This window comes from Peribacillus sp. YIM B13482, from assembly GCF_042787975.1.
GTDB lineage: Bacteria > Bacillota > Bacilli > Bacillales > DSM-1321 > Peribacillus > Peribacillus simplex_A.
The window spans coordinates 59,975-85,606 of the sequence record NZ_JBHZPF010000005.1 but is presented as its reverse complement, the minus strand read 5'-3'; the positions used below and the strand labels follow the sequence as shown (position 1 = coordinate 85,606).

21 protein-coding genes are annotated in these 25,632 nt (G+C 37.5%); 7 read left to right on the top strand and 14 right to left on the bottom strand.

From position 1 onward, the window contains the following. Positions 1–355 precede the first annotated feature (355 nt). Entirely contained in the window at positions 356–1,837 is a 1,482-nt protein-coding gene (locus ACFX4L_RS04960; protein WP_377404086.1) for an aldehyde dehydrogenase family protein, read from the top strand. A gap of 261 nt (positions 1,838–2,098) precedes the next feature. On the opposite strand, the gene ACFX4L_RS04955 is transcribed toward ACFX4L_RS04960, so the two are convergent. Then, positions 2,099–2,803, bottom strand: a complete 705-nt coding sequence (locus tag ACFX4L_RS04955) for a TerC family protein (protein WP_377382832.1) — start codon at positions 2,801–2,803, stop codon at positions 2,099–2,101. A 1,572-nt stretch (positions 2,804–4,375) separates the two neighbouring features. Between ACFX4L_RS04955 and ACFX4L_RS04950 the strand changes: the two genes are divergently transcribed. After that, complete coding sequence (locus ACFX4L_RS04950; protein ID WP_377382834.1) at positions 4,376–5,293, top strand: DMT family transporter; 918 nt, start codon at positions 4,376–4,378, stop codon at positions 5,291–5,293. A gap of 338 nt (positions 5,294–5,631) precedes the next feature. Here ACFX4L_RS04950 and ACFX4L_RS04945 read toward each other — a convergent pair whose 3' ends face one another. From ACFX4L_RS04945 to ACFX4L_RS04920, 6 genes are all read right to left on the bottom strand, one after another. Next, on the bottom strand, positions 5,632–6,165 hold the full coding sequence (locus ACFX4L_RS04945) for a GNAT family N-acetyltransferase (RefSeq protein ID WP_377382836.1): 534 nt from the start codon (positions 6,163–6,165) through the stop codon (positions 5,632–5,634). 462 nt (positions 6,166–6,627) lie between these two features. Next, entirely contained in the window at positions 6,628–7,614 is a 987-nt protein-coding gene (locus tag ACFX4L_RS04940) for an NAD(P)-dependent alcohol dehydrogenase (RefSeq protein WP_377382838.1), read from the bottom strand. Between the two features lie 262 nt (positions 7,615–7,876). After that, entirely contained in the window at positions 7,877–9,055 is a 1,179-nt protein-coding gene (sat, locus tag ACFX4L_RS04935; protein WP_377382840.1) for a sulfate adenylyltransferase, read from the bottom strand. 69 nt (positions 9,056–9,124) lie between these two features. Continuing rightward, complete coding sequence (gene cysC, locus ACFX4L_RS04930) at positions 9,125–9,721, bottom strand: adenylyl-sulfate kinase (RefSeq protein WP_377382842.1); 597 nt, start codon at positions 9,719–9,721, stop codon at positions 9,125–9,127. Positions 9,722–9,733: 12 nt separating this feature from the next. Further along, on the bottom strand, positions 9,734–10,606 hold the full coding sequence (locus tag ACFX4L_RS04925; protein ID WP_377382844.1) for a sulfite exporter TauE/SafE family protein: 873 nt from the start codon (positions 10,604–10,606) through the stop codon (positions 9,734–9,736). A 325-nt stretch (positions 10,607–10,931) separates the two neighbouring features. Further along, the gene (locus tag ACFX4L_RS04920) at positions 10,932–11,648 is read right to left on the bottom strand and encodes a glycosyltransferase family 2 protein (protein ID WP_377382845.1); all 717 of its coding nucleotides are present in this window, start codon (positions 11,646–11,648) and stop codon (positions 10,932–10,934) included. 300 nt (positions 11,649–11,948) lie between these two features. On the opposite strand from ACFX4L_RS04920, the gene ACFX4L_RS04915 reads away from it, so the two are divergent. Further along, positions 11,949–13,025, top strand: coding sequence for a glycosyltransferase family 4 protein (locus tag ACFX4L_RS04915; RefSeq protein WP_377382847.1), 1,077 nt, complete (start codon positions 11,949–11,951; stop codon positions 13,023–13,025). 70 nt (positions 13,026–13,095) lie between these two features. Here ACFX4L_RS04915 and ACFX4L_RS04910 read toward each other — a convergent pair whose 3' ends face one another. From ACFX4L_RS04910 to ACFX4L_RS04900, 3 genes are read right to left on the bottom strand one after another with little or no spacing between them, the layout of a single operon-like run. Next, the gene (locus ACFX4L_RS04910) at positions 13,096–13,821 is read right to left on the bottom strand and encodes a sulfotransferase family 2 domain-containing protein (RefSeq protein WP_289337483.1); all 726 of its coding nucleotides are present in this window, start codon (positions 13,819–13,821) and stop codon (positions 13,096–13,098) included. Positions 13,822–13,859: 38 nt separating this feature from the next. Beyond that, the gene (locus tag ACFX4L_RS04905) at positions 13,860–14,573 is read right to left on the bottom strand and encodes a glycosyltransferase family 2 protein (protein ID WP_377404083.1); all 714 of its coding nucleotides are present in this window, start codon (positions 14,571–14,573) and stop codon (positions 13,860–13,862) included. A 60-nt stretch (positions 14,574–14,633) separates the two neighbouring features. Then, positions 14,634–15,542: an NAD-dependent epimerase/dehydratase family protein gene (locus ACFX4L_RS04900; protein ID WP_377382851.1), complete on the bottom strand. Its 909-nt coding sequence runs from the start codon at positions 15,540–15,542 to the stop codon at positions 14,634–14,636. A gap of 430 nt (positions 15,543–15,972) precedes the next feature. Between ACFX4L_RS04900 and ACFX4L_RS04895 the strand changes: the two genes are divergently transcribed. The 4 genes from ACFX4L_RS04895 (at position 15,973) to ACFX4L_RS04880 (ending at position 20,024) form a co-directional block, all read left to right on the top strand. Beyond that, complete coding sequence (locus ACFX4L_RS04895) at positions 15,973–16,413, top strand: hypothetical protein (protein WP_377382853.1); 441 nt, start codon at positions 15,973–15,975, stop codon at positions 16,411–16,413. Between the two features lie 396 nt (positions 16,414–16,809). Continuing rightward, the gene (locus ACFX4L_RS04890) at positions 16,810–18,039 is read left to right on the top strand and encodes a glycosyltransferase family 4 protein (protein ID WP_377404080.1); all 1,230 of its coding nucleotides are present in this window, start codon (positions 16,810–16,812) and stop codon (positions 18,037–18,039) included. Positions 18,040–18,184: 145 nt separating this feature from the next. Then, positions 18,185–19,102 (top strand): NAD-dependent epimerase/dehydratase family protein, encoded by a 918-nt coding sequence (locus ACFX4L_RS04885; protein ID WP_289337479.1) that lies wholly within the window; start codon positions 18,185–18,187, stop codon positions 19,100–19,102. 289 nt (positions 19,103–19,391) lie between these two features. Next, entirely contained in the window at positions 19,392–20,024 is a 633-nt protein-coding gene (locus ACFX4L_RS04880) for a DUF1796 family putative cysteine peptidase (protein ID WP_377382857.1), read from the top strand. A gap of 653 nt (positions 20,025–20,677) precedes the next feature. On the opposite strand, the gene ACFX4L_RS04875 is transcribed toward ACFX4L_RS04880, so the two are convergent. The 4 genes from ACFX4L_RS04875 to ACFX4L_RS04860 form a co-directional block, all read right to left on the bottom strand. Continuing rightward, positions 20,678–21,526: a dTDP-4-dehydrorhamnose reductase family protein gene (locus ACFX4L_RS04875; RefSeq protein WP_377382858.1), complete on the bottom strand. Its 849-nt coding sequence runs from the start codon at positions 21,524–21,526 to the stop codon at positions 20,678–20,680. A gap of 1 nt (position 21,527) precedes the next feature. Beyond that, positions 21,528–22,520 carry a polysaccharide biosynthesis protein gene (locus ACFX4L_RS04870; RefSeq protein ID WP_377382860.1) on the bottom strand — a complete coding sequence of 331 codons (993 nt, stop codon included), beginning with the start codon at positions 22,518–22,520 and terminating at the stop codon, positions 21,528–21,530. Continuing rightward, on the bottom strand, positions 22,507–23,598 hold the full coding sequence (gene wecB, locus ACFX4L_RS04865; RefSeq protein ID WP_377382862.1) for a non-hydrolyzing UDP-N-acetylglucosamine 2-epimerase: 1,092 nt from the start codon (positions 23,596–23,598) through the stop codon (positions 22,507–22,509). Before wecB ends, ACFX4L_RS04870 begins: the two co-directional genes overlap by 14 nt. 375 nt (positions 23,599–23,973) lie before the next feature. After that, positions 23,974–25,545 (bottom strand): ABC transporter ATP-binding protein, encoded by a 1,572-nt coding sequence (locus tag ACFX4L_RS04860; RefSeq protein ID WP_377404077.1) that lies wholly within the window; start codon positions 25,543–25,545, stop codon positions 23,974–23,976. Between the last annotated feature and the right edge of the window lie 87 nt (positions 25,546–25,632).

Genomic DNA, 25,632 nt, shown 5'->3' with positions numbered 1-25,632 from the left:
TGAGTTATACCAAATATTATACTTTTTTGTTCCAAAATGGAACACATAACTTTTCCATTTTGGAACAGTTATATGCCTTCCTTCGCTCCACTTCGATTGATTTCATTGTTTTTTTGTTATTGGCATATGACTTGCATAATTACAAGACGAGAAATTTATTCCTTTTTGATGAGGAGGGAAAGAATTCCAAAAAATCGAGAACCTTAGATTCCAATGACTAAAGAAATTCATGCATGCCACAGATAGCCAAAGATAAATTGAAGACATAAACATATGCCTGATCCTTATACTTAGGGAACGCCATGTCCAAACAGATTTACATGATCGAACTTTACTTTGAAAAGGGGTATTATACATGGAACAAACTATTAAACTTAATCCGCGAGTGCAAGATTTCTTAAAAGGCACTAAAAAGCTTTTGATTAATGGGGAATTGGTGGAAGCTGCTTCAGGAAAAACCTTTAAGACCCTCGATCCTTCAAACGGCAAGGTTCTGGCCATTGTGAGTGAAGCAGGACCAGAAGATGTAGATAAAGCCGTCCAATCAGCCCGTAAGGCTTTCGACAACGGTCCTTGGAAAAAAATGAGTGCATCAGAACGCAGTCGCCTCATTTATAAATTAGCGGATCTTATGGAGGATCATAAAGAGGCGTTAGCACAATTAGATACCCTGGATAATGGTAAGCCAATTGGCGAAACCACAAATGCAGACGTCCCACTTGCAATCGATCACTTTCGTTATTACGCTGGATGGACCACTAAAATAGTAGGTCAAACAATACCTGTTGCAGGGAATTACTTTAATTATACCCGTCATGAAGCAGTTGGAGTGGTAGGACAGATCATCCCTTGGAATTTCCCTCTACTTATGGCCGCATGGAAATTAGGTGCAGCCCTTGCAACCGGATGTACGATCGTTTTAAAACCAGCGGAGCAAACGCCGCTTTCAGCATTATATTTAGGGCAATTGGCGCTTGAAGCAGGTTTTCCTCCTGGCGTACTTAATGTGATACCTGGATTTGGTGAGACAGCAGGGTCACCGCTTGTAGACCATCCTGATGTCGATAAAATTGCGTTTACAGGTTCAACCTCAGTAGGGAAAATGATCATGCGCCAAGCATCGGGTACCGTGAAAAAAATCTCGTTGGAATTAGGCGGGAAATCACCTAATATCATTTTACCGGATGCAGATATGAGTAAAGCCATTCCTGGTGCTTTAATGGGCATCATGTTTAATCAAGGACAAGTTTGCTGTGCCGGTTCCCGCCTGTATATTCAGAAGAAATCCTATGATAACGTAGTAGCTGACTTAGTGTCCCACGCAAAAAATATTAAACAAGGGGCCGGTCTTGATCCATCTACCCAGATAGGGCCTTTGGTATCCAGTGAACAATTGGAAAGAGTGGGCAGTTATATCGAAAAAGGGAAGTCTGAAGGAGCTGAAGTGGTTACAGGGGGCAATTACGGACAAGGAGAGGGTTATTTTGTAGCACCTACAATATTTGCTGGTGTTGAAGATGATATGACAATCGCTAAAGAAGAAATTTTCGGTCCTGTTGTAGCTGCCATGCCTTTTGACGATTTGGACGATGTGATAAACCGTGCAAATAACTCTGAATACGGATTGGCTGCTGGTTTATGGACACAAGATGTAAAAAAAGCCCATTATGTGGCTAATGAATTAAAAGCAGGTACAGTATGGGTAAACTGCTATAACGCCTTTGATGCAGCATCTCCATTTGGTGGTTATAAACAAAGTGGAATCGGTCGGGAAATGGGCAGTTATGCATTGGATAATTATACGGAAGTTAAAAGTGTATGGATTAACTTAAACTAATAAATACGCACTATATAAAACAGGGATCAATTGACCCAGATAGATATAGTAATCTGAATGCAGCTGGAATTTTTAAGATTAATCATATTCTTTTCATGGATTAAGACAAAAGAGCATATCATCGTTTCCTTAAATAGTTGCAAAAGGGTGTACCAAAGTCCTGACTTTGGTACACCCTTTCCTTGTTTTGGTAACTTATATCAATTCGGGCTTAGACAAAAAGATGAGACCTTTCATTTACGAAAGGTCTCTTGGTCCCCATTATCCATTACGTTCAATTTGCATTTTATCGCTGTTTGCTTTCTCTTTTTCTATCTTTTGCTGTCTTGAAGTCCCAGCAACCAGGATTCCAATCACGACAATTGCTTCAAATCCATATTTGATGAAGGGATTTACAAAGTAGTCGTGCATGAACGGTTCAGCTACAATCATTTTAGAAGCTGTCCAGCCTAGAATTCCCGCACCAATTATTATGATGAATTGGAAGCGTTCAATCAGTTTCAAGATCAAAGTGCTTCCATACATCACTACTGGAATGGATACAAGTAAACCGATTACCACTAAAGTGAAGTTACCATGAGAAGCTCCTGCAACCGCTAGGACATTATCCAATCCCATCAAAGCATCTGCAATAATAATGGTTTTTATGGCAGCCCACATGGAGTCTGCAGGCTTCAAATCGTGTTCTTCTTCATCGATAAGGAGCTTATAAGCGATCCATACCAGAAGTAATCCCCCTATTAAATGCAGTCCAGGCACCTTTAAGATTACGACAACCAGCAGCGTTGCAATGATCCTTATCACGATTGCCCCGACTGCTCCCCATATTATCACCTTTTTTTGCTGATCTTTTGGAAGCTTTCTTGCAGCCAATCCAATAAGGATCGCATTATCACCAGCAAGAACCAAATCTATCATAATGATCGCTAAAAGTCCTGAAATAAATTCACCTGATAAAAAATCCAATACATTTTCCTCCTTTATACAAAAATAAAGAGACCTCTGCCATAAATGGCAAAGGTCTCGCTAAGCACTAAATGAATTAGGCCAATAAAGCCGGTGGAATTCCCACGTAATGACGACTTTATTTCAGGTTATACCTGACGCTACTCCCCTTCACGGGAATAAAGTATATGTAATTCTTTTGATATCTTTCCATTAGGAAACTACCAATAAAATTTATCACTAATCAATTATACCAAAAATACAAATAAAATAAAGTAAAAAATAAGGAATGTTAGTGCACATTCATTTTGGAAAACATATGTTCATTTCACTTTTACTGATCTTTCAAGTGCAAACATTCACCGCTGACGGGCTATAATATAAGAGATTGGAAGGTTATTCATCAACTTTACCTACCCAACAACTATAATTTCAGTCCATCACCCCTTCCAAATATCGACATAATTCGTTTCCTAGGTTCGTGATATCGCTCAAATCCTTCCCCCATAGATATTGATTACTTAAGGTGGCCTCTATCAATTGTCTAAGTAAAATTTCTCCCATCACATAGCGAACCAAAGCTTTTACCTATATAATTCCCTTCACTTCTTGAACCTTATAAAATCGAATCTGGCCCGAAAAACCTCGTCTGATACAGTCAGGCCTGCAATTTCGCCTGTGTTGCCACAGTATTCGCCTAGGACAATTTTGTTCATAGTAACCTCAAGGGTTTACAGTCCAATTCTTACAACTTTATTATCATTATTATTGGGTTTATCACTTTATGACGAGTGAAATTAAATATCTTATTTTATATTTGAACTAAATTTATAACGGTATTATGCGAGTATGAAACTTCAAAACTAAACGACTTTATTGTTGCTGGACCGTTTTTGCATGCTGAACTCTAATTTCTGTCCAAAAATATTGCTTTAAGGATTTGGCCTCTATACTATCATAAGTGATATGAGTTTTTACCATTATAAAAAGGAAAATTTAGGTAGTTTATTTAACCTTGCATACAAATTAACTAAAAAAGGCCACTCCCTTAGTGCTTATAGAAGTGGCTGGTACACATTATTATTTATCCAATATCTTTTATCTGTTTCATTTTAGGTACCGCTCTTTGCTTATTGCCTCGGACTCTTTATTTTGGGTTCTAATGACATAATCCACATAAGCACTATTCTTTGCTGTAAATTCAACTTCTGCACTAGATAGCATAACAGAACCGCTTAGTGATACCTCATAAAATATAGACCTTAGTAACCTTAGTACCATTTGGTATTTGTGTCTTAGCTTCAGCGATATTGAATGTTACAGATTTATCCTCATTAGCAACATCTAGTACATAAATCTTTCTAGCCTCATCATATGCTTTGTCTTGATTTTATTTTTATTTCACCTTTTTCCGAGACATCTTTAAGCTAACCAACGATGAAAACCATATTACGGAAAACGGAAGGGACTTTAAATTGATTAGCGGTTTCTGATTTTTCATCTTAGGACTTTTATTTCAAATTTTACTCTTTGCTATTAATTTGGAGAAAGTTGTATAATGTATTGTTAAATAAGTTTGAAAGGTTGTTTTGAATGAGCTATGTGAAAATTTACATCTTACTTTCCGGAATTATGATCACATGGGGATTAAACGTTTCAGTTATTAAAATTTTAGTTGCGAATACACAGCCAATAACAATAACTTCTTTGAGAATTTTTACAGCTTCCCTTGTAGTAATTCTTATCCTTATCATTCTTGGACTAATACGTCTTCCTAAAAAAAGTGAACTTTTTTACGTTTTTGGTGGAGCACTTTTGAGTGTCGTTTTTCATCATTATTTTTTAGCTGAGGGATTAACGAAAACTTCCGCGTCGAATGCTGGGCTGATTTTGGGCATGGGACCTATTTTGACTGTCATCTTGACTATGATATTCTTTCGAAAAAAGCCCACTTTAATCAGGCTTCTTGGCTTTATTTGCGGTGCGCTAGGTGTGAGTTTTACCGTCATGGCAGGAAGTGGAGGAATTCATGCTATTAATCTGGGGGATGTGGATATTTTGCTATCCATTCTTTCACAGGCGTTAAGTTTCATACTCATAAATAAAGCCTCAAAAACAATGGACCCACGATTATTAACCGGCTACATGATGCTGATCGGGTCTTTCATTCTATTTGCCATTAGCTTATGGAAGGAACCTGATGGCTTATCTTCCCTGGCAACTGCACCGCCTTCCACCTGGGGAGCGTTCTTTTTCTCAGCTATTTTGGCCACTGCCCTTGGACACATGAGCTATAATTATGCAATTGGTCAGGTAGGCGCAGCCGAATCATCCATATTTCTTAACTTAAACACCTTATTCTCTCTGTTAGGGGCAGCATTTTTTCTTAATGAAGCCATTGTGCCTGCACATTTCATTGGTCTGATCTTCATTGTTTCAGGTGTATTGCTTGGCTCCGGGGCAATGGAAATTTGGATTCTTCAAAGGAAAAATAAAGGTATATCTGCCTAGCGCAACAGCATTACCTGATTCCATATCTTTATACACTAATACTATAGTGGATCATCGAAAAAAATAAGAGATGCTAAGATACTACTACTATTTCTATTAAAACATGAATTGTAGTGTCTTAGCTTCTTAAATGCTGGTACTTTAAGGTATTTCACTATGGTACCTGCCAAACCATCCTCCATCTACAGATAATAATCAATCTTTAATATTATTTCAGCCTCATTAATTAGAGCTTCATTCATATCCGTTGGAATATAATCCGGAATGAAGGATTTTCTCTGTTTCACAATAGCTGTATACAAGAGAAACTTTAGTTTAAATAGGAATTTGTTATTTCATTAAGGTTTTACTGTTATTAAAGAGTATAGATTAGTATCAAATGAAACATCATTTTGGTACATATAATTTCTCAATATCCCTTCTTTTTTGAAACCTAAATTTGTCAACAACTTATTGGATGCTTTATTTTCAATAAAAACAATTGCTCCAATACGCGTTAGGTCAATCTCTTTAAAACCATAAGAAATCACCTCACTGGCAGCTTCTGTTGCATAACCGTTACCCCAATCACTTGGGAAAAGTGCATAGCTCAGTTCTGCTCTCTTATGTTCATGAGACCACTCTTGAAATCCAATTGTTCCAATGATGCCATCCTTCCCTTTCAATTCAATTCCCCATTTAATCCCACGTTTTTCATCGAAATTCTTTGAAAAATTCCTAATAATTTGCTTCACCTGATCTGTATTTGTTAATGGAGTTTGACCATAATACCGTAATACATCTGGATTGGAAAAACATTTTAATATATCCCATGCATCACCTTCGACCAATTCTCTCAAGACCAACCGTTCAGTTCTTAATATAGGAAACATTTCTCCACTCCTTAAAACTAGATTCCTCTTAGCCATTCAAATTAGTTTAAACTTGGATAAATCCTTGAGAAAAACCATCTTTATTTGTTTATGAACATTTATATAAATAACCGCCCCAGGCCCTTGAAATTACTTTCGATACACGTCCCTTCGCATTGCCCTACTTAGATATGCATGAATTTTTGTGCATCCCCATTTTTTTATGTCCCATTAATTTTGATCAACTACCTTTAGGCCTCCATAAATTTGTAGCGCAACACCCGCACGTACTACCCTAGCTACTGATATATCAGACTTCCATTCAAAAAAAGGTCAACCAGTATAAAAATCCGGCTAACCCTATAAAAAGAACGCAAACTTTAGCTTTATAAGGGCTTGATATCATAGTTTCCCAATCCATAAACAGATTACATGATATATAGACATTCAATGAATACATTAATTGAATATCCTCTGCCCTAATTAGGATTTGCTGTTATGTTCCACAGTTATTACGACATTTCCCTTCTTGTGTCCTTTCTCGACATATCTATGGGCTTCAACTATCTCTTCAAACGCATAATATCTGTCAATGACCACTTTTAACTTCCCCGCTTCAACAAGTTCTTTAAGTAAGTTTAGAGCTTCGGGGGTTTCAGGTGAATTCCGACTCAATATTAGCTTCTTGCCGCTTGTCAATTTAGTCCATAGCATTCGAACACCTGGTAACGGTACAGTGACATTTAGATAAGTTCCGTCCTTTTTCAGCAATTTCATACAAGCTGAAAACGAACTCTTATCTACCGCTTCAAATATAACATCATAGGTCTCATCCATTCTGGATAAATCTTCTTTAGTGTAGTCGATTACTTTATCGGCTCCCAGAGATTTTACCAATTCTAAATTTGTGGTACTGCAAACCCCTGTAACTCTTGCTCCGAGATACTTGGCAATCTGAACTGCATAACTTCCGACACTTCCTGAAGCACCATAAACAAGAACCTTTTGACCACTCTCTATGTTAGCTTTTCTAAGATAAAACAATGCTGTACGTGCCCCTATTGGAATGGCTGCGGATTCCTCAAATGATAAATTATTGGGCTTAATGGCTACTGATCCGTCTTCAGGCAGACACTTATACTCGGCATAAGCACCAAAACCCACTTGGGAAGCTGCAAATACATGGTCACCTGCTTTAAACAGCTTGACATCCTTACCTACTGACTCAACTTCCCCAGATAACTCCAAGCCTAATATGGATTTTTTTGGACGTCTTAAACCAATTATGACCCGAGCAGGCAGCCAAACAGAGAGAGGAACTTTAAAGCTACGTGACCGAATATCCCCCATTGTTACCGTTGTCGCTTTTACTTTTACCAGTATTTCATTATCTTTAGGAGTAGGTTTTTCTACCTCTTTTAGTTGAAGAACGTGGGGGGGACCGTACTTTGTGTATACAATTGCTTTCATTTACCCTCCTCCAATTCGATATATTCACTTAATATCTACGAATCGTCAAAAACTGTTCTTAAACCATCCTGCTCCGTTATTTTAATAAAGAATAACCCAAACCCTAAATTTTGGCAATCCAAACTAAAGTGAGAGCCATTTTTATAGGAATGATGTTAACAGGATTCTTGAATGTTATGCTTTGCACTTTCATTGCCTTATTCCGGATCCTATCCAAGAAGCGAGTAACTGTTGAATAATCTCTAAAGGCGTTTACAATAGCTTACTCACCTTCATTTCTCTTCATGCCTCTAATAAGTACCTCAGCCACCTCAGGACGCGTAAATTCAAGTGGCGGGATAAGTCCCTTCCGAAGCATTTCCCTGACTTTGGTCCCACTTAATATAAACCTGTCTTCATCTTTATGGGGACAGGTTTTCATGGAAGCCATGTTCAAGCATTTTTTGCAGAAAAAGCTATGTTCAAAGAACAGGGGTTTTATCCCTATTTTCAGAGGGTCAAACTGGTTAAAGATTTCTTGGGCATCATATGTGCCGTAATAGTCGCCTACACCTGCATGATCTCGGCCGACAATAAAATGTGTGCACCCATAATTCTTACGAGCAATTGCATGAAATACTGCTTCCCTTGGCCCTGCATAGCGCATTGCCGCTGGGTATATGGCAAGCAAGACCCTATCCAATGGGTAGTATCCTTTTAGTAAAGCTTGATAACTTTCCATTCGAACATCGGCAGGTATATCATCTTTTTTCGTTTCACCGACAAGAGGATGCAATAATAGTCCATCAACAGTTTCCAAAGCTGTTTTTTGCAGGTATTCATGGGCCCGGTGTACAGGGTTCCTCGTTTGAAACCCAACCACAGTATTCCAACCTAAATCCTTGAATATCTTTCTCGTTTCGGAAGGGTTCAAATGAAATTTTTCGAATGGCTCATGTGATGCCCCATTTATTAAATAAATAGGTCCTGCGACATATATATCCCCTTGTCCAAACAGCTTTTTAACCCCAGGATGGTTGGGATCTGCTGTTTTATATACGAGTTCGGCTTCCTCCCGTTTATCGTATTCAAACTTCTCTTCCACCTGAATGATACCAATAAGTTCCCCTTCATCACTGTATAAAGCAACTTCATCCCCAATGTTCAGCCGACTTGCCTCCTCCTTCGTGACAGGAAGAGTGATCGGTATCGTCCATGGTAAACCATTTGCCAGATGCATATCTTTGATGACGCTCCGGTAATCCTCTTTTCCCATGAATCCCACAAGCGGGCTGAATCCGCCGTTTGAAATCATTTCCAGATCGGAAACATTCCATTTCGAGATGCTCAGGGACGATAAGGATTTACACTTTTCCAAGTACTCTTGACGGTCAGTTCCTGATAATTCACGTTGAATCAATATCCCGCCATGTGGATCGATAATGTTCCTTTGTGCCTGCATTTATAACCCCTCAATCATTAGATTTGGTTTGTTTCATATTCTCCTTTTTCAAATTCGGACATGTACATGTTAAAGACCATTATCCTTTAAATATTTCATGACCTGCTGCACGCATTCTTCAATGGTGTAATGATTGGTTTCTATAAGAATATCTGGATTTCCAGGTTCTTCATAAGGATCCGAAACGCCTGTGAAGTGAGTGATTTCCCCATTTCTAGCTTTTTTGTACAATCCTTTTGGATCCCGTTTTTCGCAGGCTTCGATGGGACACTTTACATAAATTTCAATAAACTCATCTTGTTGTACCTTTTTTCTTACTTTCTCCCTGTCACTGGCATAAGGCGAAATGAAAGTGGCCAACACAACGATTCCGCTATCCACAAAAATTTTGGAGACTTCACCGATTCTCCTTATATTCTCTTTACGGTCATCCGAGCTGAAACCAAGGTCTTCATTCAATCCATTGCGTAGATTATCTCCATCTAAAATATATGTCGAAATTCCCATCGCATACAGTCTTCCTTCAACCATATTTGCGATGGTAGACTTACCCGACCCTGATAACCCTGTAAACCAAAGAATATAGCTTTTATGTCCGTGCAGAGTTTGCCTTAGCTCTTTCGTAATGGAAAAAGGATGTTGATGGATATTCTCTTGTTGACTCACACTATCTCCCCTTTATTCTTTATGGGACCCCTTTTTGTTGTTCCTGATGACAAAGACTAAAGAACCTGCCCACGCAATTAAAATAATCATATATATATAGGGTGTCCAATGATCATGGTTGGTCCAAGTGGCAATCAACGTCCGGGCATTCGTCAAGATGATAAAACCCCCAACAAGGACGCCCAATAAATAAGATGGCAATTTCGTAACGATCCATGCAGCAATCGGGGCAGCAATAATCCCGCCTACCATCAGGGAGATTACCCAAAACCAGTTGACTTCCTGCCAACCTAATGCAATGAGGAACCCTAAGGTTGCGGAAACAGCAATAGCAAACTCGCTTGTGTCAACGGTACCAACAACTTTTCTGGCAGGAACACCTTCTTGGGATAATAGGACAGGAGTTGTGATGGGACCCCAACCTCCCCCACCGGTTGCATCTGCGAAACCGGCTATCAATCCTAATGCTATCGATTTTTTTCTGGATAGATTAATTGATTTCTTTTCATTTATTTTCTGAGACGTTTTTAAAAAGCGAAAAAGTACATACACGCCAAGAAACAGCAAAAATATTGAAATGTATGGTTTTATCACATCTCCTGGTAAATTACTTAAAAAACACGCTCCTGCAAATGCCCCAACAGATCCTGGGATGATTAATTTGAAAAGGGCTTGACGGTCCACATTTCCGAATTTCAAATGAGAAATGCCTGATGCCGCAGTTGTCACGACTTCTGCCAAATGAACGGATGCCGAGGCCACTGCCGGTGCGATTCCGAATGTCAGCAACAATGATGTGGATGTAACCCCATATGCCATACCTAATGACCCATCGATCAGCTGAGCCAGAAATCCGATAAACGCGAATATAATGAGCTTTCTCATTTTCTCCTCCTACATGAGCATTCCCTTATTTTTATAACCTACATGTTGCCAAGTTTCTGTAACTTACCAATGAATTACGCTCGTCCAATGTCGATTATCAGTATTAAGTCTTGCTAACAAAAGCTTTTTCCAAATGGCGACAATCCCCTATTATTAAGGAAAAATGAATGATTTCTATAAGATATGCAAAGAGCTTTATGTATGTTAATTGACTTAAGAGGAAGTTGGAAAATTAATTTGGGCACTCTCGAGGTCTGGTGATGATATCCAAGCTTAAGAAGCCCCTGTTTTATAAACAAGGACCTTCACTATCCATCATGTTCATCTATTGTTTCCTAAGTTCATTTACCAATAATTGCTTCATTTTGGCATGATGTCGATTAACCACAAGCCTATTTTCCAATTTGATGCTACCTTCATGTTTTTTAGAGCCCATTTCTGTATGAATCCTATAAAGTAATAGGGGTTGAGGCACAAAGTGAAATTTGAAGTTTTGCAAGATACGCAACCATAAATCATAATCATGTGTGTATTGAAGCGTTTCATCAAAAACTCCGATGAGCTCGAAAACCTTCCTGTGAATCATGACCGAGCAGCCGTTAATAATGTTTCCTCTGATCATTGCTTTAAAAAGTTCAAGTTGATTAGACGGGTATATCCCTATTATGGGAGAAATGATCTCTCCATCATCATCCATGCAGTAATAACTGGTATAACTAAAATAGGCATTCTTCCTTTTCATTAGATCCAACTGGACTTCCGTTTTTTCTGGGTAAAAGATGTCATCAGAACTAAGCCAGCATAAATAATCACCTGTTGCTTTTTCGATGCCGGTATTCAAGGCACTGGCCGTCCCGCCATTTTCCTTTTTAATGTAAATGATTTTATCTAGAAACGGATCGATTTTTTCTGAATATAATGTAGAGCCGTCATTGACTACGATAATTTCAATATTTTTGTAGGTTTGATTGACCAAACTCTCCAAAGCTTTATCGATATATGGACAATTATAAAATGGAACAACAATCGACACTTTAGACATTTATGAACCGCCTTTCAAATAATCACCATTTATTTCATGAACATCCGGACTATCTGTTTATAAATAATGATTCATTTTCATTCTTATATTTATTCACACCTAGTAAGAAATGTACTATTCCCGATGAAGTCATCACAAATTAAAACGGCTATAAATCCGAATAGTTAGTCATACGTATATTACATGGCTATTTGTCACATCCATTCAAAATGGAAGGATCTATTGTAACTGTTTCCTTGATAAGTAGGGTCGAGCCTAAATATGAGACCTGTTGCTCCATTATTAATGAGGAGGGGAAAAATGAATATATTGTTTGTTTTTTATGTTCCAAGTGGTGGAGTGGAGACATTAAATCGACAACGATTTGCCGCTCTGAAAAAATACGGTATCGATGCTCATTTTCTTTATTATGAAAATAGAAGGAATTTCTTGAATGACCACAGTGCCCCAACATTTATTACCAACGATGATGCTGAAATCAAAAAAGTATTGGAAGATGGAGATTATTCCGCGGTTGTTGTCGTTTCAGACTTCAAAACTTTACCTAGATTCAGGTCTATGGGTTATAAAGGAAAGATGATTATAGAAATTCAGGGATACGGACCGAAAAAAGTTGCAAGAGAGGCACTAACAAATGCAATCCCACTTGTCAATTCCCATGCCGACGGATTCCTTAACCCAAAGACTCCTCACATCATGCAATTAATGGATGAACTTTACCCTTCGTTTCCAAAGTTCAGTTTTAATAATTGTTTTGATACAAGTCAATTCTCTTACAAACCTTCACCATTAGATGGCTTTAGAAAAGTGGCCTGGATAGGAAGGGTCGAAGATAATAAAAATTGGAGCGAATTTCTCAAGATAGGTTATCAACTAATTAACAATTATAATCCGAATATACAATTGCTTATGTTCGAAGATCCCACGTTAAGTGACCCTAAAGAAAGAATTAAATTCAATAAATTAATAAATCGATTAAATTTAAGTCCCAATCTCACTCTGCACTCAAATGTCCCTAATTCCGAAATGGCCGGTTTTTTCTCTGAAATTGGCGATTCCGGAGGCTTTTTATGTTCTACTTCAAAAGTGGAAGGAGCCCCTTACGCACTTCTTGAAGCAATGAGTTGTAGATGCCCTGTGCTGACGACGGATTCCGACGGTGTAAGAAGCTCAATCATTCATAATCAAACAGGAAAGTTTTACTCTTTAGGAAACATTGATAATGCAATTAAAGAGGCAAAGGAATTAATGGATAACCAGACCATAAGGGAAAGTATACGGTCAAATGCCCTAGAACACGTCAAAACCCATTTTAGTCCTGATTTGTACGCTCAAAATTTCATCAAAATGCTGGAATCCTTAGGAATAAACCCATAGTGATAAGAAACAGCCGGAATTTTTCATTCCGGCTGTTTCTTATTTTATAGGGAATAGTCCACCTAGGAACCTAGTTTAAGGCGCTCTGTTCTAGTTTGAACTTTTCTAATTGCTTTTGCTCATCTACCGTAAGTGATTTAAGTTTTTTATAAAGAAGTTCCTTAGCAAGATTATAGAGTTCCATATCCATTGCGTTATATTTTTTAATCAAATTTATTATGTCCGATGGCACTTCCTCTTTTGCCAAACGGTTTTTTGTAATATTTTTTCTAGTGTAATGGATATCTCCCCATGCATATTCCTTTTTTAGGCAAAAAAGTGTTTCATTGAACAACTCAGTGACACCAACCACTGAAAATGTCTTTAGATTTTCTTTGGCTTTTTTAATATCTGGATAATCTGGATCACCACTTACTAACATGGTTTGTAAATTTTGGGCTTCGGGATCCCTTAATACAAATTCCTCTAGGGTCATTTCTCTAACTCTCTCATATCCTGGTTGATTTTTCAAAAAGAAATATAAGGATATAACACGGTCTACTGGATCACGTAACATCGTAAAGTAATTGGAGGGTTTTGAAAAATGCTGATGTATTCCATAATAGTAATGCCCCGCTACAGCTTTGATTTTTTTCTTTTCCTCTTCCTCTAATTGATCAACTTTTTTAATCTTATATTCGTAAGAATCATGATCGAATATTTCATTAACTTCATATTGTTTTCTCAAGATTTCACTTAAGGTCGTTCCCCCTGTTTTGGGGACATGCATAAATATATCGAGAAGTTCTTCAGACATAATGATTTCCTCCATTTCTTGTTATTAAAAAAGTTTGCTTATAAATTCTTTAAATTTTTTTTAAGAATCGGCCGGTAATGGCTTTCAATCGTGATAATGTCTTTTAACATTTCAGGTTGGAATCTGCTTGTACCCGATTCTTCATGTATCCTGAACTTTGTTAAGACTTCATCCAAATAATACATTTTAAAACCATTTACCAATATACGAAGCCACATTTCATAATCATGTGTATAACGATGATATGGATTGAAATAACCAACCACATCGAATACATCTTTCTTCAAAACCACTGTACAGCCATTCACGGCATTACGAAGTAAAAAAGCATGGTACACCCCGTTTTCAATATCGGAAAAGCGTTCTCCGGTCCAAGGAAGAGTGACATCATCATTTTTATCAATACAATCAAAATTCGTAAAACTCACATCTGCGTTATGTTCGAGCATAAACGAAATTTGCAAAGACACCTTTTCTGACAAGAAATAATCATCCGAGCTTAACCAAGCGACATATTCTCCCGTAGCAGCACTTATCCCATGATTCAAAGCTGTCGCAGTTCCCCCGTTCTCTTTTCTTAAGTAACGGACCTTCTCCAAGAACGGCTCGATTTTTTCAGTAAAAATTGTCGAACCGTCATCTACGACAATTACCTCTATATTCTTATAGGTTTGATCAAGCGCACTTTGAATGGCTTGATCTATATAGGGACAATTATAAAATGGAATAATGATTGATACTTTCGGCTCCATTGCCTTCCCTCCTGAGAAACATTTTATATAAAGTATTTTTCTAACTGCATCCATTTGATTTCAGCACTTTTCCTTTAATTCGCGATGAAAGGCAAGAATGTCCATTAAAGATAATTCAAGTGGGATACTTGGCTTCCAACCCAAATTCACGAGCTTAATAGGATTGATTGCCATTTTATTTTCGATTAAATCATTTCGTTGGGAGTTCACCTTAATTTCACCTGTTGTTACCGTCCTATAGCCTTCAATGATGTCTTCTAAAGAACGATTAGTACCTGAAACAACATCGTATGTTTCTCCAGACTGTCCCCTTCTCAAAAGAAGGTCATAAGCTCTCACTGCATCTCTTACATCCAGGAAATCACGTTGAACATTCGGATTATCGACCTCAAGGACCTTTTCCATTCCCATCTTTTCCATCTCTGCAATTTTTTTTGCGAAAATGGAACAAACCCCATTGGATAGTCCAGGTCCAATTAGATTGGATGGTTTTGCAATGATGATATCCATGTTATATAAAACGGCCCATGATTTTGCTATAAGTACTTGAAGTGTTTTACTTAAACTATAAGGATGGGGAATAGAGGAAATGGAAATGGGATCAATTTGAAGAGCTGAGCCGACTATCACGATTTTACAAGCTGGACTTTGTTTACGAATGGCATCGATTAAATATGCAGTGGACATGGTGTTTGCCTCCAAAGTTGAAACGGGTTCCAACCATGATTCTCCAACGTGGTTTTGTCCAGCTAAATGGAGAAGGTACTGAGGTTTGGTCCTTTTGATGAGGTTGTTTACATCGTTTCCATTTGTCAGATTACAACATTCTGCAGTTATCTTACCTTCGATATTCAGCTTTTTTCTTGAAACCGCCGTAATATCAAATCCTGATTTCAGGAAGTGTGCGCATGCATGCCGACCTGTAAACCCATTAGCCCCTGTGATTATTAATTTTCCTTGTTGATTCATCGATTTCTCATCCAATCACTATTGATGTTAATATTCACACTTTTACCAACTTAATGGTCTCGTTTATTTTCGAAATCCTTATTAAACTCATAATTTATATTTTAGTAATCATCATTTAGAGTCATGATTAATGAGACCTATTTCATTGCTCACACAGACTCCTTATTACATTATGCCTTTATCCTTCATTTGCTATAGGTTACTCTCTCCATTTTAAGAACAAATGGACAAAAACTTATGTTTTTCAATATTACTCCTGAACCTCAAACGTTTCATTTCGAATGGAACATTAATTATAAAGATGAATTTAACATCTTTGTTTTCTTGAAATTCTAAAAGAATATTTTTTTAGAAAAGGTAACTTGTCCACACGAATATATAATCTTATTTATATACTGGAATATACCATTTAGAAAAGAGGTGATATATATTGGGAACATTTTTAGACGCTCAAGTTTCGCAAAACATTAGTTTTAGTGGAGGAATTTCCATTCCGCTTTCCTCAACGCCCGCACTTTTTGCAACACTTGGTCTTAACACAGCGAATGCTGGACCGAATCTTCGTATTCAATTCACTGCAACCACCGCCATTAGCTCTATAGCAACTGTCGCCGTACCTATTACCATCCAAATTTATAGAGGTGTAGGACCTGGACGGGTCCTTGTCTATTCAGCAGTAGAAACCTCACCGGCTATCGGTGTATTAGAAGTTGCTGCTAGAAGAATAATAACTGTAACCGGTTGTGACTATGCACCACCTAACCCTGGATTTTTAGTGTATCAAGCGTTCGTTAGCATACCAGGAGGAATAGTAATCGCACCAACTCGGACTGGCCCCGAAAGCCTTAACGCAGCTGCATATTCCAGCTAGTAATAAATAGTGAGGAATACTAAACTCATAAAAGATGTCTTACCCTAGAACCCTTTTATGTATAGAGTAATATCAAACCACTTTATAGCAAGTGTGTAACAGTTTTGCTCGCTTGTTTTTTTGTATCATTTTTAGTTTTAATAATTTATTATTTCAATCCCTTGGGAAGCGCAAAAAAAGGCTTTGTTCAAAAAAATATTGTAACTTGCAGAACTAACATCGAATGGCAGAGCAGTCACTCATTGTTAGTTCTTTTTTTAATTTTTTTAAAAGTGGTTTCAGAAAAATTGTTCATAATGACACCCATCTATAACACAAGTTTATCTTCTGAATACTTATATAAAAACGAATATGAAATCATTAGTTTCTAAGTACTAAGAGATGGGAGAAATATTCATGAAAATCCTGCTTGCCACTTTTTGGGTAGCACCACATGTGGGTGGTGTTTGGAACTATATGCAACAATTAAAAAAAAAGCTCGAATCTCTAGGACATGAGGTAGATTTACTAAGCTATGGTGAGGCCCATAACTATGTTCACATTATCAATGAAAATCGCAGGATATATAGGGATGCACTGCTGCCAGAAGAAATCTCGATATTGATGGACCAACATAATTCACCCATTCATAGCGATCCAGTGATCCATTATTATGAAACAAGGTGTAACTTTTTCCAGTTAGGAGCAAAACATTTAGGTTTGGAACAATATGATGTCATTCATACACAAGATATATTTTCAACCGTCTGCATTAACAGAATAAGATCCGAAAAAACTGCTCTAGTCGCCACCCTCCATGGTTGTGTTGCTCACGAACTTAAGAGCGCGTATTACACCTCCAAAACGGAAAATAAAAGCAGCGTAAAAAAAGGGCAATATTATTTTAATCAATTTGAATATGATGGTGCGACTTCTGCTGATAATACGATTGTAGCCAATGAATGGATGAGAAATATTTTAACGGATGAATTTAAAGTTCCAGATGAACAACTTAGTGTTTTTCATTATGGATATGATACCGAATCATTCCTGAAGCGAGTGGAAGAAAAATCCGATATTAAACGTCCAGCCGATAGGAAAGTGATTATTTATACGGGTCGATTGAATGAGTTTAAAGGAGTGCATCATTTAATAGGGGCACTTATGCAATTAAAGGAAATCAGAAATGATTGGGTTTGTTGGATAGTTGGGGACGGTCCCCAGGAAATGGAGTTGAAAATTAAAAGCAAGGCCATGGGCTTGGAAACTGACGTGATCTTCTTGGGGAGACGGGATGATATTCCTTATTTGTTATCCATTTCGGATATCTTCGTTCTTCCAACCTTGATGGAAAACCAGCCTTTGTCAGTAATAGAAGCACAAATTACTGGAAAGGCTGTAATCGCCAGTGATGTGGGAGGAGTACCTGAAATCATTGAACATGGAATTACAGGTGTATTAACACCTGTAGGGGATGAAAAAATGTTAACCATCCATATAGATTATTTATTAGAGCATGAGCCCTATATGAAAAACCTTGGAGAAAATGCCAAAAAATGGGGACTCAATCACTGGTCTCTGGATAAAGGTGTTCAAAATGTGCTAGGTGTATATGAAAGCGCAATTACCAAAAGGAAGAATAAATAATGACAACTAAGAAGGTGCTGACCACTCCGATTGCGTCAGCATCTTTTCTTTTCCCTTTCTTTTTTAGATAAAGCTAGGTACCTGTTTAAGCGAGTAGTGGCCGTATAACATACAATACTGAAAACATATAAAAGGAGTATGATGTATGAAGGCTATCGTGACAGGAGGGGCTGGGTTCATTGGTTCCCATCTCGTTGAAGAACTTATCTTAAATGGTGCCGAGGTCCATGTATTGGATAACATGATTTCCGGACACACAGAATATGTACATCCCAATGCCATCATCCATACTGTAGATATATGCAGCGAGGTAGCTGGGCAAATCATTGTGAGGGAAAAGCCAGATGTCGTTTTCCATTTGGCTGCACAGGCGGATGTGAGTCGTTCCATTCTTGAACCCCAATATGATGCCGATGTGAATATCAATGGAACAATAAATATTCTTAAGGCCTGTCATGAATCTTCTTCTGTAAGTAAACTGATCTTTTCCTCTACATCAGGTGTTTATGGTAATTTACAGAAAGACTTGATTTCCGAGGATGATCTGACAGGACCGATTTCTTATTATGGATTATCAAAACTGACTGCCGAAGCATATATCCGATTATTTCATCAGCTTTATGGGCTCCCGTATACGATTCTCCGTTATGGGAACGTTTATGGGCCCAGACAAACAGCAAAAGGAGAAGGCGGAGTCGTCGCAGTCTTTTTAGAAAAACTCAAAAAAGGGATGCCATTAAGCATTCACGGTGATGGCGAACAAACTCGTGATTTTATATATGTGAAAGATATAGTACATGCCAACATCGCTTCGGTGGATCGAGGTAATCAAGAAACGATCCAGGTAAGCACGGCACAGAAAACATCAGTAAATCAACTATTGAAAATGCTAACACAAATTCATGGCTCCAAAGTGAATACAGTCCATTCAGCCGGAAGAACTGGAGATATCAAACACAGCTGCCTTGACAACAGGAAAGCACGGCAATCGCTGAATTGGTATCCAAAGACTGATATTTTTAATGGGTTATCAGAAACCTATACATTTTCATGTATGAAATAGTTTCAGTTTCAATTTAGCCTATTAACTTAAGAGGCGGGATAATGCTATTATCCTTAACCTTTCCTTACTAATTTACATGTGATTCGATAAAAATTGTTTAGTTTCAATAGTGTTTTGATTTTTGCCGTCTCACATTACATCGCTACTACATTTAATATAGTAACCGGGATGAAGAAGGATAAAGGTTTTTTTCATCACGACTCTAGCAGAAAACCACATCCTTCCATTCCTTTTCTACCGAAAATAAAACAATTCGGAAGAAACCTGTAACATAAAAGGAGATGAAAAAATGAGTTTAAGTTTAAAAGATATTAGCGGAAGTTACGATGCTTTCTTTAGTTTGGGAGATCTTTGTTTGGCCTCCATTCAGCTGAGAAAAAACAATTTAAGACCATATGCAGGAGTGCTGGATTGGGTGGGTTCTCCCACTTTACCTAAAGTGAACCTTCTTCTGCAAAATCAGTTTTCCGATTTCTTGGATCCCAGTCATTTAAAACCAATAAAATACCTTTCGCAGTTGGACCTTTACGTATTAGACGAGCATTACAATATAGGCTTCAATCATGACTTTAAAACAGATAAGAATTCGCTGACCCATTTAGGCGGTTATCCTGAGGTCAAAGAGAAATATGACAGAAGAATTCAAAGATTCCTAGAAAAAATGTCAACGAGTCAAAAAATCCTTTTTGTAAGAACGGAGGGTTCATTCGAAGATGTTAAGGAACTCGAGTCCATTTTATCCGGATTGGTGAAGCATGACTTTCGGATCCTCGTTATCAAACATACGAATGTAAACGGCATTGTTGAAAACGATTGGCCCCTAGAGAAAGTCTGTGTTATTGAACTTCCTAACCATGATATTTGGAACTCGAATGATCATCATTGGAAAACGATACTGAGTGGCATTAGCATCAATATTTAGTTTATGACACCACAGCTTAGATAAAATAAAAATAAGAACCAACATTTCATTATTGGTTTCATAGAACCTTTCATGGATAAGAAAGATTGTCCATCACGTTATAGTACCCATACAATAAGTTTGGACAGGTTATAATTCAGAATCCTAAATACTCTATTCTAACTAAGATCCCCTTCTAGTAACGATTGAAAAACAAAGTAAAGCAAGATATGTTTTAAGCCGTTTCTTTACTAGGAGGCGGTTTTTTCTATTGTTCCACCCATAAACCAAAAATTTTATTTAGATTGGAATGAAACTAATCGAACTATTTATTAAAAGTCTAGATATCGCCCGTGGTAGAACGAATTTTCCTTCTTATATTCGTTTTATCTTTGAGACCTATATTTTTACGTCCCCGCCTAACTCTACATACAACTTTCATTTACTTCATCCTAAAGTAATTTTTTTAGCATTTGATCACTAATATATGTAATATACTAATGGTCATAAGCATATTTTCTTTCTTGACCATTAATATTTAATATTGTTTTTTTTCAGATATCCTCAAAGAAATCACCTTATGACAAAATAAATAGATTCTCTACATTATTTATTTAATCATTCGGTTCTTCCGTTTAAGCCTTTCAGGCACTAAAAAGTGGTTAATACTTACATTAACCATTTTGTCTGTTTGTTTCTTGCTTTCTTATCCAATCTTTTAAATCTGCTAACATCTTTTCATAGGTTGGAACTTGGTATTTAAAATCGGACCGACCATTCTTTATGGTGCGATCCAGAACTATATTTGAATCCGGGATAATTTCTACATCATTTTTCTCAAAGACTTCTGCAATCAATTTCAATAAGGATAACTTTGAGACTTTTTCCTCCGAGCCTAAATGATATAACCCAGTAATATTCTTCTGGATCATCGTGTCTATCGCTCTAGCCAATTCAAGTGTTGTTACACCATTCCAAAGCACTTTTTCATACCCTTTTATTTCACCTTTTTGTTTCATGAACCAAAGGAATAAACCAATTCCATCATTTTTTAGTTCTGGGCCAATTATGGAGGTCCGTATCGTCAAATGTTTTTCGCTAATAATTTCTCCTAAGTGTTTAGACTGACCATAAATCGTGGTACTATCAGGGAAATCGTTCTCGGTATAATCTCCTTTTCTACCTGAAAATACACAATCTGTACTGATATGAATCAATTTCCCATTATTGCGTTCGCTCAATTTGACAAGTTGATGGGGAAACACACTATTAACCTGAAAAGCGAGTTTCGTATTATCACTTGCATGATCATTTAATATCCCAATACAATTGATCGTAATGTCGGGTTTTACTTTATCCATAATTTCTTCTAGACTCGTTAAATCGGTTACATCCAGATATAAGCCCTTTTTATCATTCGGATCCCTTGACGTATAGGTTACCTGATATCTGGGGTCCCCTGTGAAATAATCTTTTATTACATGGCCTGCCATTCCTTGTCCACCAAGGACTAGTACCTTCATGTTAAATGAAGCCACCTTTCTTTAACATTTCCTTAATCTGGGCTTTACCCATTAGTCCTGTGCCAGAGTTATAATCTTCTAAACTAACAGACTGGTATTTAGAGTAATGTTCCTTTATGCCCTCTATGTGAATGGCTGGCAGTATTACATAATATTCTTCATCATAGGTAATTGCCGTCGTGCTTTCATATTCTGAAAGTAAGATCTCATGGAGTTTTTCACCAGGACGGATACCTAGGACTTCCACATCAACATTTCCTTTATTGGACGCTTGTATTAAAACTTCAGCGAGGTCAATAATTTTACAGGATGGCATTTTCATCACGAATATTTCTCCGCCAATGCTTTCAAAGGTTGCCTTAAATACCAATTTAATCGCTTCTTCAATGGTTAAAAAAAACCTTGTCATATTTAAATCCGTGATACCTATTTTTCCCTTTTCTTTGATTTGCTTTTTGAATACGTGGATGACACTTCCGTTCGTTCCCAAAACATTTCCGCCGCGGATACATACAAATCTAGTTTTTGTGTTTAATGTATTAGCGTGAATGATCAACCTTTCGGCCATTGCTTTTGATAAACCATAAAAATTGGATGGATTCGAAGCCTTGTCTGTAGAAATGTTCACAACTGAATGCACATTACAGCTTATAGCTGCTTCTATAACATTCTGTGTACCAATTACGTTCGTCTTTAATGCTTCTATGGGTTGATCTTCACATACAGGAACATGCTTTAATGCGGCCAAATGAAAGATATAATCAACGCCTTGGCATGCTTCCAATAACGCATCCTTCTCTTTTATGTCTCCGATAATGAAATGCAATTTCGGATTGTTATCAAACTCTTGTTTCATTGTGAATTGATTAGACTCATTCCTTGAAAAAATCCGTATTTCACTCGGTTCAAAATCCAGTAGCTGCCTTACCAATTCATATCCCCATGAGCCTGTACCGCCTGTTACCAAGATTTTTCGATTCTTAATCAATTTCATGGCCTCCCAATATTATTTTAAGCACTTTATCCGAAACATTTTTATGGTCGTAGCCTTCTGGAATTGTCCAGTTTTTTTGCTGGTTAACCATAATCTTTACGCAATTGACGATTTGTTTAGCGTTAATTCCCGATAACATATTGCTGCCCGACTCAATGGTTTCTGGCCTTTCCGTTGTTTTTCGTATCGTCACGGTCGGTACATGGAACAAGCAGCATTCCTCTTGAACGGTGCCACTATCGGTCAGCACACAAAAAGCATTTTTTTCAAGCTTTACGAAGTCAAAGAAACCAAATGGCTCATGGAATTCAATTAATGGGTGCACTTCTAATTTGGGGCTGAGTTCTATGCGGGATTTTGTCCGGGGATGTAAACTGCATATGATTCTTTTTTGATAGGTTTCGGCGACCATATTAATGCCCTTCATAATTTCGATCAATCGATCTTCATAGTCAACATTTTCGGCACGATGGGCGGTTACGAGGAAATAATCCTCCTTATTCAGATTCAATTTGTCCAAAATTACACTTTGCTCAATCTCATTGTTGTAATGGTTCAAAACTTCGAAAATGGGGTTCCCCGATAAAAAGATTCTTTTACTGGGAATACCCTCATTCAAAAGATTCACTTTACTTTGAGGTGTATAAGGTAAATTCAAGCTTGAAACAGCATCAATGATCCGGCGATTTTTCTCTTCAGGCACTTCCAGGTCAAAGCAACGGTTACCCGCTTCCATATGAATGACCGGGATGCCCAGTCTTTCTGCTAAGATGGAGCTGAGCCCGGAGTTCGTATCCCCCAACACTAATACTTTGTCTGGTTTTTCATTTAATAGGATGGTCTCTAAATTCTTAAAAATGGCCGCTAACTGTTCGCCGAGGGATTTCTGTTGACTCAGCAAGACATAATCAGGTTTCCTTACCTGTAACTGCTGGAAGAATATTTCGCTTAAGGATGTAGTGAAATTTTGTCCAGTGTGCACTAGAATATGTGAATCGGCATACTGATCCAACTTCTTTATAATAAGACTTAATCTGATGATTTCAGGTCGGGTCCCTAAAATGGTCATTACTTTCACGATTTTCACTCCTTACTCTTTTCTGGTTTATGGCCTCTCCGTCTACCCTTTATTGTATGCACAGCCAATCCTATTGATATAGGCGGACCTATTAGATTTCGCCTTAATTTGAACGTCTAACCGACTAAACACCCCCTCGCAACCTAGAGTGTTAAAAGACTAAACCGAATTCCTATTTTTCTTTTTTGGGAAAATTTAAATAATGGCAAAGTTTCTACCATTTTTCGATTTCTTCATTAAAAGGGAGCTGTAATTTGTTGGATTCCTTTTGTAATATCAATTTAATATTGTGTTTTATCGAAATCATGATTGATTGAACTCCATTCCATTCTATTAAAAAAGCTATATATCCTCGTAAGGACATATAGCTTTTTATCATTTTTGGTATTGTAATTGATGCAGATTGGAAAAAATGCCCCCCTGTTTAAGTAAGTCATCATGACCGCCTTCTTCAACAATTCCTTCTTCAGTAACAACTACGATTTTGTCAGCATTACGAATGGTTGCCAATCGGTGTGCGATGATTAACGTAGTTCTGTTTTCGGCAAGTTCAGTAAGGGCCTCCTGAATTATTCGTTCCGTCTCAGTATCGAGTGCAGAGGTTGCCTCATCGAGAATTAATATTGGCGGATTCTTCAAAAACATCCTTGCTATTGCAATTCGTTGTTTCTGTCCCCCCGATAATTTCAAACCACGTTCACCTATTTGAGTCACATAGCCTTTTGGAAGTCCTTCAATGAAAGTCTCTAAATGGGCCTTCCTTGCTGCTTCCATAATTTGTTCATCTGATGCATTTAGCATTCCGTACGCAATGTTTTCTTTAACAGTTCCTGTAAATAGGAAAACATCTTGCTGGACAATGCCAATTTGTGACCGCAATGACTTTTTCAGCATCTCACGAATATCAATTCCATCAATGGTAATCGAACCGGCATTTACATCATAAAATCGTGGGATTAATGAACATATTGTAGTTTTACCTGCTCCAGATGGCCCGACAAAAGCGATAGTATCACCCGCTTTAATAGTAAGATCAATACCTTTTAAAACGGATTTTTTGTCTTCATAGTTGAAAGAAACGTCATTAAAGGAAATATTCCCCAAAAGGGAAGAAACCGCTATTGCATCCTTTTTATCCACGACATCAGGTGCGACATCAAGAAGTTCCGTAAAACGCTTAAAGCCGGCCATCCCTTTTGGATAGAGTTCCATCAACGCACTGATTTTGTCGATTGGCTTAAATAATACGTTTACATATAAGACGAATGCAACCAGTTCACCATAAGAGAGCTGCCCATGAAAAGTTAGCCAAGCTCCCATTACCAACACGGCAAGGGTCATAAACCTCGTCATCATGTAAATGCCTGATAAGCTAAAGGACATTACCTTATATCCAAGAAGTTTCGCTTTACGGAATCTGCGATTATTAGTAGAAAATCTATTCATTTCATATGTTTCATTAGTAAAAGATTGGACAACCCTCACTCCTGAGACGCTATCTTCTACGCGGGCATTTACATCAGCAACTTCGGTATACATTTTTCTCCAGGCTTTATTCATCTTTAAATTACTAATGACAATCAATAAAACGAGGAACGGTAATATACATACAGATATGAGTGCCAGTTTCACATTGATTGTCAGCATAATCCAAAATGCACCTATAAAAGTCATGAAGGCGATGAATAAATCTTCGGGACCATGGTGAGCAAGTTCACCAATATCGAACAGATCATTGGTTATACGGCTCATGATATAGAGAAGGAACAAACCGGCACTTACTGAAACAATTGCAGACCAATCATCGCCAGGCAGCAGTGTATCGATAAACCACTGAACTGCGAGCGGAAATGCAAGTTCAAGTACCGCAACGACCACTGCACTGAAGAAGTCAATAATGAATAACCGCTTATGTGGCAGGTAATATGTAGCAAAGCGTCGAATCATCAAATTTTTCTCCTTTTTAACATATATTAAGGAGTATAATTCTATATTCAATAATCAGCAAGCATTTCAGAACCTATATATTCATAT